19 protein-coding genes and 2 pseudogenes are annotated in these 17,781 nt (G+C 72.2%); 16 read left to right on the forward strand and 5 right to left on the reverse strand.

The features are described from left to right. Positions 1 to 67 precede the first annotated feature (67 nt). The 8 genes from sufU (at position 68) to ACXJKL_RS04750 (ending at position 5,961) form a co-directional block, all read left to right on the forward strand. Positions 68 to 514: a Fe-S cluster assembly sulfur transfer protein SufU gene (gene sufU, locus ACXJKL_RS04715; protein WP_457205902.1), complete on the forward strand. Its 447-nt coding sequence runs from the start codon at positions 68 to 70 to the stop codon at positions 512 to 514. Then, positions 511 to 957, forward strand: a complete 447-nt coding sequence (locus ACXJKL_RS04720; RefSeq protein ID WP_457205903.1) for a metal-sulfur cluster assembly factor — start codon at positions 511 to 513, stop codon at positions 955 to 957. The genes sufU and ACXJKL_RS04720 overlap by 4 nt, the downstream gene beginning before the upstream one ends. A gap of 64 nt (positions 958 to 1,021) precedes the next feature. After that, positions 1,022 to 1,408, forward strand: a complete 387-nt coding sequence (locus ACXJKL_RS04725; RefSeq protein ID WP_457205904.1) for a hypothetical protein — start codon at positions 1,022 to 1,024, stop codon at positions 1,406 to 1,408. 2 nt (positions 1,409 to 1,410) lie between these two features. Further along, complete coding sequence (locus ACXJKL_RS04730) at positions 1,411 to 1,956, forward strand: NYN domain-containing protein (RefSeq protein WP_457205905.1); 546 nt, start codon at positions 1,411 to 1,413, stop codon at positions 1,954 to 1,956. A 3-nt stretch (positions 1,957 to 1,959) separates the two neighbouring features. Beyond that, on the forward strand, positions 1,960 to 2,562 hold the full coding sequence (locus ACXJKL_RS04735) for an acVLRF1 family peptidyl-tRNA hydrolase (protein ID WP_457205906.1): 603 nt from the start codon (positions 1,960 to 1,962) through the stop codon (positions 2,560 to 2,562). A gap of 33 nt (positions 2,563 to 2,595) precedes the next feature. Next, on the forward strand, positions 2,596 to 3,486 hold the full coding sequence (locus tag ACXJKL_RS04740; RefSeq protein ID WP_457205907.1) for an ABC transporter ATP-binding protein: 891 nt from the start codon (positions 2,596 to 2,598) through the stop codon (positions 3,484 to 3,486). Beyond that, positions 3,483 to 5,048 carry an ABC transporter permease gene (locus ACXJKL_RS04745; protein ID WP_457205908.1) on the forward strand — a complete coding sequence of 522 codons (1,566 nt, stop codon included), beginning with the start codon at positions 3,483 to 3,485 and terminating at the stop codon, positions 5,046 to 5,048. The genes ACXJKL_RS04740 and ACXJKL_RS04745 overlap by 4 nt, the downstream gene beginning before the upstream one ends. A gap of 10 nt (positions 5,049 to 5,058) precedes the next feature. Further along, positions 5,059 to 5,961: a phosphotransferase gene (locus ACXJKL_RS04750; RefSeq protein ID WP_457205909.1), complete on the forward strand. Its 903-nt coding sequence runs from the start codon at positions 5,059 to 5,061 to the stop codon at positions 5,959 to 5,961. Between the two features lie 84 nt (positions 5,962 to 6,045). Here ACXJKL_RS04750 and ACXJKL_RS04755 read toward each other — a convergent pair. Further along, positions 6,046 to 6,870 (reverse strand): annotated as a pseudogene (locus ACXJKL_RS04755) (neutral zinc metallopeptidase); the annotation flags it as partial. A 119-nt stretch (positions 6,871 to 6,989) separates the two neighbouring features. Here ACXJKL_RS04755 and ACXJKL_RS04760 point away from each other — a divergent pair. The 3 genes from ACXJKL_RS04760 to ACXJKL_RS04770 are packed head-to-tail and all read left to right on the forward strand — an operon-like array spanning position 6,990 to position 11,256. Then, complete coding sequence (locus ACXJKL_RS04760) at positions 6,990 to 8,588, forward strand: ABC-F family ATP-binding cassette domain-containing protein (RefSeq protein ID WP_457205910.1); 1,599 nt, start codon at positions 6,990 to 6,992, stop codon at positions 8,586 to 8,588. A 25-nt stretch (positions 8,589 to 8,613) separates the two neighbouring features. Next, positions 8,614 to 10,491 carry an ABC transporter ATP-binding protein gene (locus ACXJKL_RS04765; protein WP_457205919.1) on the forward strand — a complete coding sequence of 626 codons (1,878 nt, stop codon included), beginning with the start codon at positions 8,614 to 8,616 and terminating at the stop codon, positions 10,489 to 10,491. Positions 10,492 to 10,500: 9 nt separating this feature from the next. Continuing rightward, a complete protein-coding gene (locus ACXJKL_RS04770; RefSeq protein WP_457205911.1) occupies positions 10,501 to 11,256 on the forward strand; it encodes an SDR family oxidoreductase in 756 nt (251 codons plus the stop codon). Here ACXJKL_RS04770 and ACXJKL_RS04775 read toward each other — a convergent pair. Beyond that, positions 11,142 to 12,020 (reverse strand): SURF1 family cytochrome oxidase biogenesis protein, encoded by an 879-nt coding sequence (locus tag ACXJKL_RS04775; RefSeq protein WP_457205912.1) that lies wholly within the window; start codon positions 12,018 to 12,020, stop codon positions 11,142 to 11,144. The two genes, ACXJKL_RS04770 and ACXJKL_RS04775, sit on opposite strands and share 115 nt — an antisense overlap. A 122-nt stretch (positions 12,021 to 12,142) precedes the next feature. Here ACXJKL_RS04775 and moaA point away from each other — a divergent pair, with 122 nt between their 5' ends. After that, positions 12,143 to 13,132 (forward strand): GTP 3',8-cyclase MoaA, encoded by a 990-nt coding sequence (moaA, locus tag ACXJKL_RS04780; protein ID WP_457205920.1) that lies wholly within the window; start codon positions 12,143 to 12,145, stop codon positions 13,130 to 13,132. A gap of 50 nt (positions 13,133 to 13,182) precedes the next feature. On the opposite strand, the gene ACXJKL_RS04785 is transcribed toward moaA, so the two are convergent. Further along, a complete protein-coding gene (locus tag ACXJKL_RS04785; RefSeq protein ID WP_457205913.1) occupies positions 13,183 to 13,383 on the reverse strand; it encodes an acetone carboxylase in 201 nt (66 codons plus the stop codon). Positions 13,384 to 13,562: 179 nt separating this feature from the next. Beyond that, positions 13,563 to 13,835, reverse strand: a complete 273-nt coding sequence (locus ACXJKL_RS04790) for a DUF3099 domain-containing protein (protein ID WP_457205914.1) — start codon at positions 13,833 to 13,835, stop codon at positions 13,563 to 13,565. Between the two features lie 114 nt (positions 13,836 to 13,949). Between ACXJKL_RS04790 and ACXJKL_RS04795 the strand changes: the two genes are divergently transcribed. From ACXJKL_RS04795 to ACXJKL_RS04810, 4 genes are all read left to right on the forward strand, one after another. Continuing rightward, a complete protein-coding gene (locus ACXJKL_RS04795; RefSeq protein WP_457205915.1) occupies positions 13,950 to 14,162 on the forward strand; it encodes a dodecin in 213 nt (70 codons plus the stop codon). A gap of 69 nt (positions 14,163 to 14,231) precedes the next feature. Beyond that, entirely contained in the window at positions 14,232 to 14,957 is a 726-nt protein-coding gene (fabG, locus tag ACXJKL_RS04800) for a 3-oxoacyl-ACP reductase FabG (protein WP_457205916.1), read from the forward strand. Between the two features lies 1 nt (position 14,958). Next, positions 14,959 to 15,729: an enoyl-ACP reductase FabI gene (gene fabI, locus ACXJKL_RS04805; protein WP_457205917.1), complete on the forward strand. Its 771-nt coding sequence runs from the start codon at positions 14,959 to 14,961 to the stop codon at positions 15,727 to 15,729. A 26-nt stretch (positions 15,730 to 15,755) separates the two neighbouring features. After that, positions 15,756 to 17,453: a Mur ligase family protein gene (locus ACXJKL_RS04810; RefSeq protein WP_457205918.1), complete on the forward strand. Its 1,698-nt coding sequence runs from the start codon at positions 15,756 to 15,758 to the stop codon at positions 17,451 to 17,453. A 90-nt stretch (positions 17,454 to 17,543) separates the two neighbouring features. On the opposite strand, the pseudogene ACXJKL_RS04815 reads toward ACXJKL_RS04810, so the two are convergent. After that, positions 17,544 to 17,781: pseudogene (locus tag ACXJKL_RS04815) on the reverse strand (hypothetical protein); the annotation flags it as partial.

Consider the following 17,781-nt stretch of genomic DNA (forward strand, 5'->3'; position numbering starts at 1 on the left):
GGCCGAGATCGACGCCCTCGTCGACGGCCTCAACCGGACCCGTTCCTACTTCAAGCTGGGGGAGTAGATGGACCTCGACTCGCTCTACCAGGAGATCATCCTGGACCACTACAAGCACCCCCACCACGCGGGTCTGCGCGACCCGTACGAGGCGGAGGTGCACCACGTCAACCCCACCTGCGGCGACGAGCTGACGCTGCGCGTGCACCTCGCCGACGGCGTCGTCTCCGACGTGTCGTACGACGCCATGGGCTGCTCGATCTCGCAGGCCTCGGCATCGGTGATGACCGACCTGGTCATCGGCAGGTCCGTCGACGAGGCGATGACGATCCACCAGACGTTCCTCGAGCTGATGCAGGGCAAGGGACAGGTCGAGCCCGACGAGGACGTCCTCGAGGACGGCATCGCGTTCGCCGGGGTCGCCAAGTTCCCCGCCCGCGTCAAGTGCGCCCTCCTGTCCTGGATGGCGTGGAAGGACGCGACCGCACAGAGTCTCGAGAAGGAGAAGGCATGACCAACGACAGCACCGGTGCCCTGGAGCACCCCGCCCACCACCCCGTCGACCACCCCGTCGACCACCCCGTCGACCATGGCGACCTGCCCGACGTCCCCGCCGCCGGCGGCGCGCCCGGCACCAGCGCCAGCAGCACCGTGACCGTCGACGACGTCACCGAGGCTATGAAGGACGTCGTCGACCCCGAGCTGGGCATCAACGTCGTCGACCTCGGCCTGGTCTACGGCGTGCACGTCGACGAGGGCCACAACGCCGTCATCGACATGACCCTGACGTCGGCGGCCTGCCCGYTGACCGACGTGATCCAGGACCAGACCAACTCCGCCCTGGAGGGTCTCGTCAACGACGTGGCCATCAACTGGGTCTGGATGCCGCCGTGGGGTCCGGACAAGATCACCGACGACGGACGCGAGCAGCTGCGCGCCCTCGGCTTCAACGTCTGAGGCGCGGGTCGGCGCGACCCGGGAGGCACCGCGGCCCGGGCGGCCGTCCGGCTAGGCTCCGGTCATGAGCGAGCCAGACGTGACCGTGACCGAGCCGGACCACCCGGAGGTCCGCGCCTTCTGGAACGTCGCTCGCATGCACGCCAAGCTCAACGCGGCGCCGTCGTACTTCGGTCCGACGCCGCTCGAGTCGGTCCCGCCGCCGGCCTGGTCCTTCGGCACCGAGGCGGCGGAGGCCGACGCGTTCGTGGCGGCCGCGCTGGCCGACGAGGAGGGCACGACGACCGCGTCGCTCGCCGACCACGGGGGCACGCCGCCCGAGGAGGGCGTGCTCTCCATCCTGTGCGACGCCGAGGGGCGTCCGCGGGCGCTCCTCGAGGTCAGCAGCGTCGAGGTCGACGGCGACGAGGTGCGCGAGCACTTCCGGGTCGTCTACCAGGGCGGCGCCTGACCATGGCCGGGCGGACGACGTACCTCCTCGTCGACGGCGAGAACATCGACGCCACCCTCGGCAACTCGATCCTCGGCCGCCGGCCGCGTCCCGAGGAGCGGCCGCGGTGGGACCGACTGCTGGAGTGGACCGAGCGGGCCTTCGACCAGGACGTCGTCGGCCTCTTCTTCCTCGCCGTCGGCTCGGAGCTGCCGACCACCTTCGTCCAGGCCCTCATCGCGATCGGCTTCAAGCCCGTCCCGCTGAGCGGCGCGGGCAAGGTGGTCGACATCGCCATCCAGCRCACGGCGGATGCGCTCGTCGAGCGCGACGCCGACGTGATGCTGGTCAGCCACGACGGGGACTTCGTCGAGCAGGTCTCCCGCCTGTGCGACGGCAGCCGGCAGGTCGGCGTCGTCGGGTTCAGCGAGTTCGTCAACGGGGCCTTCCGAGGACTGCCCGGCCTGCGGATCATCGACCTCGAGCACGACGTCGGTGCCTTCACCTCCTCGCTCCCGCGCGTCCGCGTCATCCCCATCGACGAGTTCGACCCGCTCGACTTCCTCTGAGCCGTGCCCGTCGTCCTGGTCCCGCCCGCGCGCCTCGAGCGCTGGGCCGACAACTTCGTCGCCCGCCACGGGACGACGTCGTACGCCGTCGCGGACGGTGCGCTGCGCGGTGACGCCGACGACGGCTCGTCGTTCGTCGCCCGGCTTCCTCTCGCCACGGCGTACGACGGCGTCCCCGACATCGCCGGGCTGCGCGCCGCGGCCACGCCCGCCGACCGGTGGGGCGTGCTGCTGGTGCGCAAGGGCGGCTTCGCCGTGGCCCGCATGGAGGGGCCACGGATGGTCGAGCACAAGATCGGGCAGCGCCACGTCCAGGGGCGGACCAAGGCCGGCGGGCAGAGCCAGCAGCGCTTCGCGCGACGGCGCGACAACCAGGCGCGCCAGGCCTACGAGGCGGCCGCCGACCACGCGGCCCGCATCCTGCGCGCCGGGCCGCTCGTCGCCGGGGGAGACCGGACCGCCGTCGACGAGGTGCTCGGCGACCCCCGGCTGGCGGGCATGCGGGTCGTGGAGCCTTGGCTGGCCGTGCCCGACCCGCGCCGGGCGGTGCTCGACCAGGCGATCGCCGACGCCCAGGCGCTCACGGTGGACGTCACCAACGCCTGATGCGGGAGTCCCGCGCGGGACTACGCTCGGCGCGTGGGGAACCCGATCGAGATCCATGACCTCGTCAAGACCTTCGGCACCGTCCGCGCCCTCGACGAGCTGGACCTGACCGTGGGGCCCGGAGAGGTCCACGGCTTCCTGGGGCCCAACGGCGCCGGCAAGTCCACGACCCTGCGTGTGCTGCTCGGGCTGCTGCGGATCGACGGCGGGTCGGCCACGGTCTTCGGGCTGGATCCGTGGCGCGACGCCAGCGAGATCCACGGCAGGCTCGCCTACGTCCCCGGCGACGTGAGCCTGTGGCCCAACCTCTCGGGCGGGGAGACGATCGACCTGCTGCTCCGCATGCGCGGGGTCCGGCCGGCCGACAGCCGCCGCGAGGAGCTGCTCGAGCGCTTCGGGCTGGACCCGACCAGGAAGGGGCGTGCCTACTCCAAGGGCAACCGGCAGAAGGTCGCCCTCGTGGCGGCCTTCGCCGCACCCGTCGACCTGCTGGTGCTCGACGAGCCCACCTCGGGACTCGACCCCCTCATGGAGCAGGTCTTCAACGAGTGCCTCGCCGAGCACAAGGACGCCGGCACCACGGTGCTGCTGTCCAGCCACATCCTCAGCGAGGTCGAGCGCCTGGCGGACCGGGTCACCATCATCCGCGAGGGCCGCACGGTGGAGAGCGGGACGCTCGCCGACCTGCGACACCTGCGACGCAACCGGGTCCGGGCGGAGGTGTCGGGGGTCGTGCCCGACCTGGCGTCGGTGCCGGGCGTCCACGAGGTCGTCGCCGACGGGCGGGTCGTGACGTGCGCGGTGGACCCGGCCGGACTCCCGCCGCTGCTCGCGGCGCTGCACGACGCCGGCGTCGTCTCCCTGACCAGCACCCCGCCGACCCTCGAGGAGCTCTTCCTCGACGCCTACCGGAGCCCCCGGTGACCGACCGGCTGCGGGGTACCGGGCTGCTGGTCCGCTTCGCGTTGCGGCGCGACCGGCTGCTGCTCACCTCGTGGGTGGTCGTCCTGGCCGCGATGGTGGTGGCGAGCGCGGCGGGCACCGCCAGCCTGTACGCCGACCCGGCCGATCGGGTCTCCGCGGCGGAGGCGATCAACGCCAGCCCGGCGCTCGTCGCGCTCTACGGCCCGATCCTCGACCCGTCGAGCGCGGGGGAGCTGGCGATGGCCAAGATGACGGTCCTGTACGCCGTCTTCGTGGCCTTCCTGGGCGTCGTGCTGGTCCGCCGGCACACCCGCGTGGAGGAGGAGAGCGGGCGGGCCGAGCTGGTCGGCGCCACCGCCGTGGGGGCAGACGCGCCCGTCGCCGCGGCGCTCGTCGAGGCAGCGGCCGCGGCGGCCGTCGTGGGTGTGCTCGCCTGCGTCGGCAACGTGGCGAGCGGCCTCCCGGTGGCGGGGTCCGTGCTGTTCGGGGCGTCCTGGGCCGGGATCGGTCTGGTGGGTGCCGCGGTGGGGCTGCTGGCGGCCCAGGTCTCCAGCAGCGCGCGCACGGTCGGCTTCGTGGCCTCGGGAACCATCGGGGCGCTCTACCTGCTTCGCGCGGTGGGTGACACGACGGTGGGGTGGCTGGGCTGGCTGAGCCCCTTCGGGTGGGGGACCCGGCTGAGCGCCTGGTCGGAGCCGCGCGTGTGGGTCCTCCTCCTCTACCCGCTGCTGGCGGGCGGGCTGGTCCTCGCCGCGGTCGTCCTGCGACGCCACCGCGACCTGGGCGCCGGCCTGCTGCCGGACCGGCCCGGACCGGCCCACGGCTCGCCGCGGCTGCGGGACGCGGTCGCCCTCGCCTGGCGCAACCAGTCGACCGCCCTGCTCGGCTGGACCGTCGGCATCGCCGGGATGGGCGTGCTGATGGGCTCGATCGTGCCCAGCATCGGCGCGATGCTCGACTCCGCGGACGCCCGTGCGGTGATCGAGGCGATGGGCGGCCTCGGCGCCCTGCAGGACGCGCTGGTCTTCGCGCTGGCCTCGGTGATCGCGGTGGTGATCACCTGCTTCGGGATCGCCGCCATCACCCGTGCCGCTGCCGACGAGCACGCCGGTCGGACCGAGACCGTGCTCGCGACGGCGACGACCCGCGACCGGGTCCTGCTGGCGGTGGGCGGGCTGGCCCTGGTCGGGACCACCTGGCTGCTCCTGGTATCGGGGACCGCCACCGCGGTCGGTCGGGGCGACGGCGTCGACGCGATGTGGGCGGCGCTCGTCCAGGCCCCCGCCGTCTGGCTGGTGCTCGGGCTGGGCCTGGTGCTGCTGACGCTGCGGAGCCGGTGGGCCATCGCCGGGTGGGGGCTGCTCGCGGCCTTCGTGACCGTGGGCCAGGTGGGGGAGACGTTGCGGCTGCCGGAGTGGGTCATCGGGCTGTCGCCGTACCACCACGTGCCGAAGTACCCCGCGGAGGCGTTCGTGTGGCGGCCCGAGCTGGTGATGACCGGCCTGGCGGCCGCGTCGCTGCTCGTCGCCTGGTTGCGCTTCCGCAGCCGCGACATCGGCTAGCGTCCTCGCCATGTGGCAGCCCGAGCCCGGTTGGCAGCGCCTCGCGGGCGCCGGACCGTCCACGTTCGGGGTGTGGTCCGCGGTGGAGGACGGGCGTGAGGTCGTCGTCAAGCGCCTGGCCGCTCCGGATCCGGCCGACCCGCCCGGACTGCGCGATCCCCACGACGCCAACTACTGGCGGCGGGCCGCCGACGTGGCGATGTCGGGCGTCGTACGCCGCACGCCCGGGCTGCGGGAGGCCCCCGTCGTGCATATCGAGGAGGACGACGACGGAGTGACGGTCGTCCACGAGCGGGTGGCGGGCGAGACACCCGGGGGACTCTTCATCGCCCGCGGCCTCGGCCGCTTCGCCGGTATCGACCTCGGGCACGAGCCGTGGGTGGCGACGGGGCAGCTGCGCACCCGGCTGGGGCTCGTCGAGCGGCGTGGCGGGTGGCTCACCCTGGCGCGCACGCCGACCGCGGACATCGCTGAGCACCTGTGGAGCCGCCGCGAGATGTGGCTGTCGCGGTGCGACGACCTGCCGCGCGTGGCCCAGCACGGTGACCCCGTGGCGGCGAACGTCCCGGTCCGGCACGGGGACGATGCGGTGGCGATCGACTGGTCGCACCTGGGCACCGGGCCGGTCGGCGCCGACCTGGGCTACCTGTCGTTGTCCTCGCGCGAGGGCTTCGAGCCGTTGCTCGACGCCTACCTCGGGGGGCTCCCCGGCGACCTCGCGACCCGCGAGGAGGCCGAGCTCGGCGCCCGGGTGACGGCCGTCTACACGGCGCTGACCCGCGTCGACTGGGCGCTCAGCCGGGTCGCGGACGGGGAGGGTGCGCTCGCCGGCAAGTTCCGCCACCCCGCCGTCGCGCCGTACATCATGGCCATGCAGCGGCAGGTGACCCAGATCGAGGCCCTGCTCGGCTGAGATCGGGCCGGGCGGCCGGGTAGTCCGTGACGTGGTGAACCAGCGCACCCGCTGCTCGGACGACCCGTGGGTCCAGCCCTCGGGGTCGACCCGCTGGCCCGACTTCTGCTGGATCCGGTCGTCGCCGACGGTCTTGGCCGAGTCGATGGCCTCGTTGATGTCGCCCTCGTCGAGGTCGGCGAGGATGCCGTCGCCGTCACTCGCGTCCCGGGTCCACATGCCGGCGTAGCAGTCGGCCTGGAGCTCGAGGCGCACGGCGTCGGACTCGGGGCCCTGCTGGGTGCGGACCTTGCCCATGGTGCCGAGCAGGTTCTGGATGTGGTGGCCGTACTCGTGGCCGAGGACGTAGGGCTCGACGAAGTCGCCGCCCTGGCCGCCGAGCTGGCCCTCGAGGACGTCGGAGAAGAAGGTCGTGTCGAGGTAGACCTGCTGATCGGCCGGGCAGTAGAAGGGTCCGACCTGCGAGGTGGCCTGGCCGCAGCCGGTGTTGATGCCGCCGCTGAAGGTGACGATCTGCGCCGGGGTGAACTCGGTGCCGCCCTGCTCGGGAAGGGTCTTGGCCCAGTACTGCTCGAGGGAGAAGGCCACGGCCTTGCGGGCGCAGTCGACGTCGTCGTTGGCGTCGGCGCCGGTCTTGCAGTTGGCGTAGCGGTCGCTGTCCTCGTCCAGGCCCGAGGGGTTGCCGCCCTGGCCGGACGGGTCCACACCCGTGGTGGTGCCACCGCCGCCGCCCATGCACTGGGTGAGCACGAGGAACAGGATGATCACCAGGATGCCGCCGATGCCGCCGCCGGCCTTGGTGCCGCCGGGCATCGGGATGCGCATCGGGCCGCCGCCACCGCCACCTCCGCCGCGGCCGGCGTCGCCGACGCGACCCCTGCTGATGTCAGCCTTCGGGTTGAACCGCATGTGGAGTGCCTTTCGACGGAGCAGGGGGAGGACCGAGGGGCAGGTTAACCCGCTCCGTGCCGATCGCGCGTGACCGCCGATTCCTAGGGGTGGGTCCGGTCTCCGTACACTTGCCAGCGATGATCACCGCCCAGCAGCTCGAGGTCCGCGCGGGCGCTCGCCTCCTCATGGAGAACGTCAGCTTCCGCATCGCCGCAGGGGACAAGGTCGGCCTCGTCGGCCGCAACGGCGCCGGCAAGACCACCCTCACCAAGATCCTCGCCGGCGAGGCCCAGCCGGCCTCCGGGACGGTGCTGTCCAACGGTGAGGTCGGCTACCTGCCGCAGGACCCGCGCATCGGCAACCCCGAGGTGCTGGCCCGCGAGCGGATCCTGTCCGCGCGCGGTCTGGACGACGTCGTACGCCGCATGCGCGACGCCGAGGTCGACATGGCGTCCGAGGACCCCGCCGTCCACGAGCGCGGCATGAAGCGCTGGACGCGGGCGGACGCCGAGCTGCACGCGGGCGGCGGCTACGCCGCGGAGTCCGAGGCCGCCCAGATCGCCAGCAGCCTCGGCATCGAGACGCGACTCCTCGACCAGCCCCTCAAGACGCTCTCCGGTGGCCAGCGCCGCCGGGTCGAGCTGGCCCGCATCCTCTTCTCCGGTGCCGAGACGCTGCTCCTCGACGAGCCCACCAACCACCTCGACGCCGACTCGATCGTGTGGCTGCGCGGGTTCCTCTCGTCCCACCGCGGCGGGCTCATCGTGATCAGCCACGACAACGCCCTGCTCGAGGCGACGGTCAACAAGGTCATGCACCTCGACGCCAACCGCGGGGTCATCGACGTCTACAACATGGGCTGGAAGAACTACCTCACCCAGCGCGAGACCGATGAGCGGCGACGCAAGCGTGAGCGCTCCAACGCCGAGAGCAAGGCCAAGACCCTCACCGACCAGGCCAACAAGATGCGGGCCAAGGCCTCCAAGGCCACCGCCGCGCAGTCGATGCTCAAGCGCGCGGAGAAGATGGTGGCGGGACTCGAGGGCGAGCGTGCCTCCGACAAGGTGGCGCGGATCAAGTTCCCCGCCCCCGCTCCGTGCGGCAAGACCCCGATCACCGGCGAGGAGCTGTCGAAGTCCTACGGCTCGCTCGAGGTCTTCACCGACGTGGACCTGGCCATCGACAAGGGCTCGCGCGTGGTGATCCTGGGCCTCAACGGCGCCGGCAAGACCACCATGCTGCGGATCCTGGCCGGCGTCGACCAGGCCGACACCGGTCGGGTGCTGCCCGGCCACGGCCTCAAGATCGGCTACTACGCCCAGGAGCACGAGACCCTCGACACCAGCCGCACGGTGCTCCAGAACATGCAGTCGGCCGCCCCCCAGCTCACCGACAGCGAGGCGCGCAGCGTGCTCGGCTCCTTCCTCTTCTCCGGTGACGACGCGCACAAGTCCGCGGCCGTGCTGTCGGGTGGCGAGAAGACCCGTCTGGCCCTGGCCGCCCTCGTGGTCTCCAGCGCCAACGTGCTGCTGCTCGACGAGCCCACCAACAACCTCGACCCGGCGTCGCGGGAAGAAGTGCTGGCCGCGATCCGTTCCTACGAGGGAGCGATCATCCTCGTCACCCACGACGAGGGGGCCGTGCGGGCCCTCGAGCCCGACCGGGTGCTGCTGCTCCCCGACGGGGACGAGGACCTGTGGAACGAGGGGTACCTCGACCTCGTGTCGCTCGCGTGAGGACGGCCGAGGAGGTCACATGTCGATGATGGGTGGTGCCGGACGCGGCGCGGCCTTCCGCCACATGCGTACGGACCGGTCGGAGGTGCCGCGCGGCGTGAGCCGCCAGACCGTGCGCCGGGTGCTGTCCTTCGCGCGCCCGCACCGTCGGTTGATCGCGGTGTTCCTGCTCCTCACGGTGATCGACGCCTGCCTCGTGGTGGTCAACCCGCTGCTCGTGCAGCGCCTCGTGGACGACGGCATCAACGGCGACGACGGCACCCTGGTCACCCTCCTCGCCCTGGCCATGGCCGGCGTCGCAGTGGTCAGTGCGGCCCTCGCGGTGGTGGGCGGCTGGTTCTCCTCCCGTATCGGCGAGGGCCTGATCTTCGACCTGCGCACGCAGGTCTTCGGCCACGTGCAGCGCCAGAGCCTGGCGTTCTTCACCCGCACCCAGACGGGTGCGCTGGTGTCCCGGCTCAACAACGACGTCATCGGCGCCCAGCGGGCCTTCACCTCGACCCTGTCGAGCACGGTCTCCAACTCGATCTCGGTCGTCGTGGTGGGCATCGCGATGCTCGCCCTGAGCTGGCAGGTCACCCTGCTGTGCCTGCTGCTCTTCCCGATCCTGCTCCTCACCTCACGGGTCGTCGGCACCAAGCTGGCCGGCCTGACCCGCAACCAGATGGACGGCAACGCCGATCTCGGCAACGCCATGACGGAGCGCTTCAACGTCGGCGGGGCCATGCTCCTCAAGCTCTTCGGCCGTCGCGACGAGGAGGACGCGGTCTTCGCCACCAAGGCCGGAGTCGTCCGCGACCTGGGCGTGCGGATCTCCCTGATCACCCGCATCTTCGGCGCCGCGATGATGCTCGTCCCAGCGCTCGCCACCGCACTGGTCTACGGCGTCGGTGGCCACCTGGCCCTGGACGACGCGCTGACCGTCGGCACGCTCTTCGCCCTCGCAACGCTGCTGCTGCGCCTGCTCGGCCCCCTCCAGGGACTCTCCAACGTCCGCATCGACGTGATGACGGCACTGGTCAGCTTCGAGCGGGTCTTCGAGGTGCTGGACCTGCCGTCGCTGGTCGCCGAGAAGCCCGACGCCGTCGTGCTGCCCCGCACGGCCTCGCAGCTCGAGTTCGACGACGTGTCCTTCTCCTACCCGGGCGCCGACGAGGTGTCGCTGGCGTCCCTGGAGAACGTCGCCCGGCTCGAGTCCCGCGACAGCGGCGAGGTCCTCAGCGGCGTCTCCTTCACCGCCGCGCCCGGTCAGATGGTGGCGCTGGTCGGCCCGTCCGGCGCCGGCAAGACGACGGTCACGCACCTCGTCGCCCGTCTGTACGACGCCACGTCCGGCGTCGTGCGAGTCGGCGGCCAGGACGTCCGCGACGTCACCYTGGACTCGCTGGAGGACGCGGTCGGCTACGTCACCCAGGACGCCCACATGTTCCACGACACCATCCGCGCCAACCTCGTCTACGCCCGTCCGGGCGCGGGTGACGCGGAGATCTGGGAGGCCCTCGAGGCGGCCCAGGTGGGCACCCTGGTGCGCGGGCTGCCCGACGGCCTCGACACCGTGGTCGGGGACCGCGGCTACCGCCTGTCCGGCGGCGAGCGGCAGCGGCTGGCCATCGCCCGGCTGCTGCTCAAGTCGCCGTCCATCGTGGTGCTCGACGAGGCGACCGCCCACCTCGACAGCGAGTCGGAGGCCGCGGTCCAGCGTGCCCTCGACGCGGCGCTCGAGGAGCGCACCTCCCTGGTCATCGCGCACCGCCTGTCCACGGTCCGCAACGCCGACCAGATCCTGGTGCTGGACGGTGGCCGGGTCGTGCAGTCCGGCACCCACACCTCGCTGCTCGCCGAGGGCGGGCTGTACGCCGACCTGTACGCCACGCAGTTCCGCGAGGATGCGGCCCCCGTCTAGGGTCACGCCATGGACCTGTCACTCACGGATCGCGTCTTCGTCGTGACCGGGGGAGCCCGGGGCCTGGGCCGCGCCACCGCCGACTGCCTGGTCGCGGAGGGCGCCCGCGTCGTCCTCTCCGGCCGCTCGGCCGCCTCCCTCGAGTCCGCGGCCGCCGACCTCGGCGATGCCGCCGCGACCGTGGAGGCCGACAACGCGGACCCGGGCACCCCGGGCCGGTTGATCGCCGCGGCCCAGGATCGCTGGGGCCGTCTCGACGGCGCCCTGATCTCGGTCGGCGGGCCCCCCAAGGGTCCGGTCACCGACATGACCGACGAGCAGTGGACCACCGCGTTCGGCTCGGTCTTCCTCGGCGCGGTGCGGCTGTCCCGCGAGATCGGGGCCGCGCTCGGCGACGGCGGGTCATTGGCCCTGGTGCTGAGCTCGAGCGTCCGGGCGCCGCTCGCCGACATGGCCATCTCCAACGGGCTGCGGCCCGGGCTGGCCATGGTCGCCAAGACCCTGTCCGACGAGCTCGGACCGCGAGGCGTCCGGGTCAACGGGCTGCTGCCGGGCCGGGTGTCCACCGAGCGGGTCGCCGAGCTGGACGCCCTGTCGGGTGACGCGGCGCGGGCCCGGGCGGCCGCCGAGGCGACGATCCCGCTACGGCGCTACGGCGAGCCGGAGGAGTTCGGTCGGGCTGCGGCCTTCCTGCTCTCCCCGGCCGCGTCGTTCGTCAACGGCGTCATGCTCCCCGTCGACGGTGGCATGCTGCGGGCGCTCTGAGGATCGGGCGGACGACGCCGCGACCCGCGCACGGGACCGCGGCCGCCGCGCGCCTCGTCGTACACCAGGTAGCAGAAGCCGAAGAGGGCGAGCACGCCGAAGAACCACCACTGGAGCCCGTAGAAGAAGTGCGGTCCGTTGTTCAGCTCGGGCAGCTCCGCGGCGGCCAGCGGCTGCGCGGCCTCGGGTGACTCCGAGCGGATGTCGACGAAGCCGGTGAGCACGTCCTGGTCGATCGCGGGCCCGATCTCAGCGCTGCTGATCGACCGCGTGGACCGGTCGGTCACCTGGGTGCTGTCTCCGGTGGCGTCGAGGCGGACCCAGCCCTCGACCTCCACCTCGCCCGCCGGGGGAGCGGGGACGTCCTCGGGCGTCGTCCCGCGGTTGTCGGTGGCGAACCAGCCGCGGTCGACCAGCAGGCTGGTCCCGTCGGTGAGCACCAGCGGGACCACCACGTCGACCCCGGAGGAGCCGTCGCGGGTGCGGTAGCGGACGACGACGGTGGAGTCGGCGTCGTACGTGCCGGTCGCGGTGACCCGCGTCCACTCGTCGTCGGTCGTGAGCGGGCGGTCGACGCCCATCACGTCGGTGACGGGCACCGGGTCCTGCGTCTCGTTGCGCTGGATGACGGCGTTGCGGTCCTTGCGGTCGTCCAGGCGGTGGAACTGCCACTCCCCGAGACGCCACGCCACCCACGCGAGCGCGACGACGGTGAGCAGGAAGAGCACCCAGCGTCTGCTGAGCAGGAAGCGGAACCGGCGCACGCGTCGAGGCTATCCGGCGCCCCCGCACCCGCCGTCGGCGAGTCCGCCCGAAAGGCGGTGACCGGGTCCGTGGCGGGGCCCCGGGACCGCCCACCACCTAGACTGGCCAGGTGACGACCCGGATGCTCCCCCTCGCGGACGCCTACGGTCGTGTCGCGACCGACCTRCGCGTCTCCCTCACCGACCGCTGCAACCTGCGGTGCTCCTACTGCATGCCGGCCGAGGGGCTCGACTGGCTGCCCRACGACCAGACCCTCACCGACGACGAGGTCGTCCGCCTGATCACGATCGGGGTGCGCCGCCTCGGTGTGCAGGAGGTGCGCTTCACCGGCGGGGAGCCGCTCGTGCGGCGGGGCCTGGTGGACATCGTCCGGCGCACCCACGACCTCGGCGGCGTCGAGACGTCGCTGACGACCAACGCACTCGGCCTGCAGCGCAACGCGCAGGCGCTGCGCGACGCCGGCCTCGACCGGATCAACGTGAGCCTGGACAGCGTGCGGCGCGAGACCTTCCACGAGGTCACCCGCCGCGACCGGCTCGACGACGTGATCGCCGGCCTCGAGGCGGCGCGCGCAGCGGGATTGGGCCCGCTCAAGCTCAACGCCGTCCTGCTGCGCGGGCTCAACGACGACCAGGCGCCCGAGCTGCTGGCCTGGGCGATCGAGCGGGGCTACGACCTGCGGTTCATCGAGCAGATGCCGCTGGACGCCCAGCACGGGTGGAGCCGCGCCGAGATGATCACCGCCGACGAGATCTTCGCAGCCCTGGGCGCCGAGTTCGTCCTGACCCCGCACGGCGCGCCGCGGGGGAGTGCCCCCGCCGAGCTGTTCGACGTGGACGGGGGACCGGCGACGGTCGGCATCATCGCCTCGGTCACCCGCCCGTTCTGCGGCGACTGCGACCGGGTCCGGCTGACCGCCGACGGCCAGGTGCGCAACTGCCTCTTCGCCCGGGACGAGTCCGACCTGCGCACCGCGATGCGCGCGGGCGCCTCCGACGACGAGCTCGCCGACCGCTGGGTGATCGCGATGGCCGGCAAGCTCCCGGGTCACGGCATCAACGACCCGAGCTTCCTCCAGCCGGACCGTCCGATGTCCGCCATCGGCGGCTAGGAACGTCTGAGGCAAGGCTCGTTCCGGCCGGACACGGCGAGGCGGCGGCGTCAGGCAGGGTGCGCGACGACGTCCTTGAGGAAGCCGCGCGCCCCGAGGAAGTCACCCAGCGTCGTGCGGTGCTCGTCGCACGCCAGCCAGGTCTTGCGACGCTCCGGCGTGTGGATCTTCGGGTTGTTCCAGAGCAGCGCCCAGGTGGCCGGTGCCGTGCAGCCCTTCGCGGAGCAGGTGTCGGGGAGCTCGTCGCTCAACCTCGATCACCCTCTCGCCGTCCGGTGCTCACCGGTGTGTCCGGCCTGTCACTTCCAGAAATGAGGCGGTGCCGGACAGCCACGGGGGAAGCCGTCCGGCACCGCTGATGCCACTCAGACGGGGGATGCTAAGTGGCAAGTTGATTCTTGCATGACGCATCGGCAAAACCAACAACCGGTTACTGGCGAGTGGCGGACGGGGGAAGCTCGCGGGTGGCCGGGGAACCGCGGAGCTCGAAGCTGTCGTCCTTGCGGGTCTCCGGATTGGCCATCACGACCGCGACGTACGGCAGCAGCAGCGCCGCAGCGACCAGCACCCAGCGCAGCCAGCCGGGGCCGACGGCGACCGCGCCGATGAAGCACAGGGTGCGGATCGACATCGAGATGATGTAGCGGCGCTGGCGGGCCGCGATGTCCGCGTGGTGGCTGCTCGCCGCGGTGGTGATGCGCACGGGAGCACTCTGATCCTCACGGCGGGCCATGTCCCCGACTGTACGTCGTACTCCCAACGGCCGGTCCGTCGTCGCTAGGCTCCGGAGGAACCGTCCACACCCCCAGGAGGACCCGTGTCCAACCGCACCTACCGCGTGACCGAGATCGTCGGCACCTCGCCCGACGGCGTCGACCAGGCGATCCGCAACGGCATCGAGCGCGCCGGCAAGACCCTGCGCCACATCGACTGGTTCGAGGTGACCCAGATCCGCGGCCAGGCCAAGGACGGCCAGGTCGAGCACATCCAGGTCGGCATGAAGGTCGGCTTCCGCCTCGAGGACGAGTGACGCGGCGAGGACGAGTGACGCGGCGAGGTCTTTTCGTGTACCCCGGGGTAATCACTAGCGTCGAGCAGCATGAGTGACGACACCAGCCCCGAGCCCCGTTCCGTCCTGGTGACGGGCGGCAACCGCGGCATCGGCCGTGCCATCGCCGAGGCGTTCCTCGCCCAGGGCGACAAGGTCGCCGTGACCACCCGCAGCGGCGGGGCGCCCGAGGGAGCCCTCGACGTCCGCTGCGACATCACGGACCCGGAGGCCGTCGAGGCCGCGTTCAAGACCGTCGAGGAGGCCCACGGACCCGTCGAGGTCCTGGTCGCCAACGCCGGGATCACCGCCGACACGCTCGTGCTGCGGATGTCGGAGGAGCAGTGGTCGAGCGTGATCGACACCAACCTCACCGGCTCCTTCCGGCTCGCCAAGCGTGCCGCCAAGGGCATGCTGCGGCTGCGCCGGGGACGCATCATCTTCATCTCCTCGGTCGTGGGGCTCCTGGGCTCGGCCGGCCAGGTCAACTACGCCGCCTCGAAGGCCGGCCTCGTGGGCATGTCCCGCTCGCTGGCCCGGGAGCTGGGGTCGCGCTCGATCACGGCCAACGTGGTCTCGCCCGGTTTCGTCGAGACCGACATGACCGACGTGCTCACCGACGAGCAGAAGCAGACGATCAAGGCGCAGGTCCCGTTGGGGCGCTACGCCGCCACGGCCGAGGTCGCCTCGGCCGTGACCTGGTTGGCGTCGGACGGCGCCGCCTACGTGACTGGAGCCGTCATTCCTGTTGACGGCGGACTCGGAATGGGGCACTGACATGGGACTTCTCGACGGCAAGCGGATCCTCGTGGCCGGAGTGACGATGGACTCCTCCATCGGCTTCGCAACCGCCAAGGTGGCGCAGGAGCAGGGCGCCACGGTGCTCATCTCCAACTTCGGGCGGGCGCTGGGCATCACCAAGCGGATCGCCAAGCGGCTCCCGGTCGAGCCGCCGGTGCTCGAGCTCGACGTGACGAACGAGGAGCACCTCGCCGGGCTGGCCGACCAGGTGCGCGAGCACGTGGACGGCCTCGACGGCGTCGTGCACTCGATCGCCTACGGCAACCCGGAGACGCTGCTGGGTGGCAAGTTCATGGAGGGCCCGTGGGAGGACGTCGCGCAGGCCGTCCAGGTCTCGGCGTACTCGCTCAAGTCGCTCGCCGTCGCCACCCGCCCGCTGATGTCGCGCGGTGGCTCCATCGTGGGGCTGACCTTCGACGCCACGTCGGCCTGGCCGGCGTACGACTGGATGGGGGTGGCGAAGGCGGCGCTGGAGAACACCTCGCGGTACGTCGCGCGCGACCTCGGTCCCGAGGGCATCCGCTGCAACCTCGTCTCCGCGGGTCCCCTCAAGACCCTCGCGGCCAAGGCGATCCCCGGTTTCGAGGCGCTGGAGTCGTCATGGAAGGACCGCGCCCCGCTCGGCTGGGACGAGACCGACCAGGTCCCGACCGCCCAGGCCGTGTGCGCGCTGCTCAGCGACTTCTTCCCCGCGACGACCGGTGAGATCGTCCACGTCGACGGCGGGTTCCACGCGATGGGGCTGTGACGCGCCGCTGTCGGTAGCGTGCGCGCGTGAACTCTCTCGTCGAGCTCCGGGTCCTGGAGGGCCCCAACCTCTACTTCCCGCGCGCCGCCATCAAGCTGACCCTCGACGTCACGACGATCGCGGAGGCGTCGGAGGAGACGGCGCTGCGCTTCGCGCGCCGGATCGGGCTGCGCAGCACCCGGCCCGGTGCACCGGGCAGCGGCTTCCGTCAGCGGTTCGCGATGCGGGCGGTGGAGCGGCTCGTGCGGGCGATCGCGGCCGAGTCCGGTACGACGCGGCTCGCGGTGCGGGTCCGTCCGACCAGTGACCCCGACCGCCTCGTCGTGGCGTTCCCATGGCGCCACCGGGGCCGCGCCGAGTCCCTGGGACGCGCCGTCGCCGACGCGCTCGACGCGCTGCCGACCCCCGACCTGGAGGCCGCGGTCAGCGCGGCTGCCGAGACGGTCGCCGCCGCCGAGGCGGGCGACGGGCCGACGACGCTGACTCCTCGGGTGCCGGTCGTCGCCGTCACCGGCACCAACGGCAAGACCACCACCAGCCGGATGATCGCCCACATCGCGCGCACCGACGGGTTGCTGACGGGGTGGTCGAACACCGACGGCATCTACATCGACGGCGAGCTCGTCGAGGCGGGGGACTACTCCGGGCCCAGTGGTGCCGGTCGGGTGCTGGAGCACCCGCAGGTCCAGCTGGCCGTGACCGAGACCGCCCGCGGCGGCATCCTGCTCAAGGGCATCGGGCTGCRCCACAACGACGTCTCGGTGGTCACCAACGTCACCGCCRACCACCTGGGCCTCCAGGGGATCGACACCGTGGACCAGCTGGCGGAGGTGAAGTCGGTCGTCCCGCAGATCACTCGCAAGGACGGGTGGGCGATCCTCAACGCTGACGACCCGCGCGTGCTCGCGATGCGCGCCGTCACCAAGGCGAAGCCGTGGGTGTTCTCCCGCGACCCCGACTCGCCGGCCATCCGCGAGATCGTCGGCCACGGTGGCCGAGCCACCACCGTCATCGACGGATGGGTCACCGTCCTGCGGCCCGGGGCCGACCCGGAGCCGCTGGTCGAGCTGGTCGACGTACCCATGACCCTCGCCGGTCTCTCCCGCTTCAACGTCGAGAACACGCTGGCCGCAGCCTCGGCAGCCCTGGCCATCGGGCTGAGCGCCGACGCGGTGGTCGCGGGGTTGCGGTCGTTCCTGCCCGACGCCGAGCACAATCCGGGCCGGATGAACTTCTTCACCCTCCCCGTCGACGGCGACGAGCTCTCCGTGGTCATGGACCTCGCGCACAACGAGGCCGGACTCGAGGCGCTGCTCGAGATCATGATCGGCGTACGGCGCCCTGGCGCGCGTCTGCTGCTCGGTCTCGGTGCCGTGGGGGACCGGACCGACGAGCTCATCGACGCGCTGGGCGAGATCGGCGCCAAGGGCAGCGACGTGGTCGCGATCGGGCACAAGGAGCACTACCTGCGCGGTCGCACCATGGACGAGATCGACGCGCTGCTGCGCGCCGGCGCCGCCCGGGTCGGGGTCGAGGACATCGACACGTACAACACCGAGGTGGAGTGCCTCGCGGCCCTGGTCGCGCAGGGGCGACCGGGGGACGTCGTGGGGCTCATGTGCCACGCCGAGCGCGAGGAGGCGTACGCCTGGATCGCCGCGCACGGCGGCACGCCCGACTCTCCGGAAGCACTGGCTRCGAAGGTGCGCGCCGCCTCGGTGTGATCGCGCGAGCGATGGTGCGGGTTGGCGACCAGGTCTGAGCGTGCCGGTGGCCCCGCCAGTGTCGCTGGGGCGGGGTGTGGGGCGGGGTCGTTACTGGTCGGGCGGGTGGGCGCGGAGGGTCTGGAGGGTCTGGAGGTCGGGGAGCTCGATGAGGCCCACGCTGGGATGGGTACCGGGCTCTGGCCACGCTCGTCCGGTGGCAGTGCTGCCGGTGTGGTCACGGCGGTAGGTGTGACCCAGCGGGCTGGTCCAGTCGAACACGCCCGGTTCGGTCATCTGATAGCGCCAACGGCCGTGGGTCTTGAGCCGGTGGTGCAACCTGCACAAC

Source organism: Nocardioides sp. P5_C9_2, from assembly GCF_054049555.1.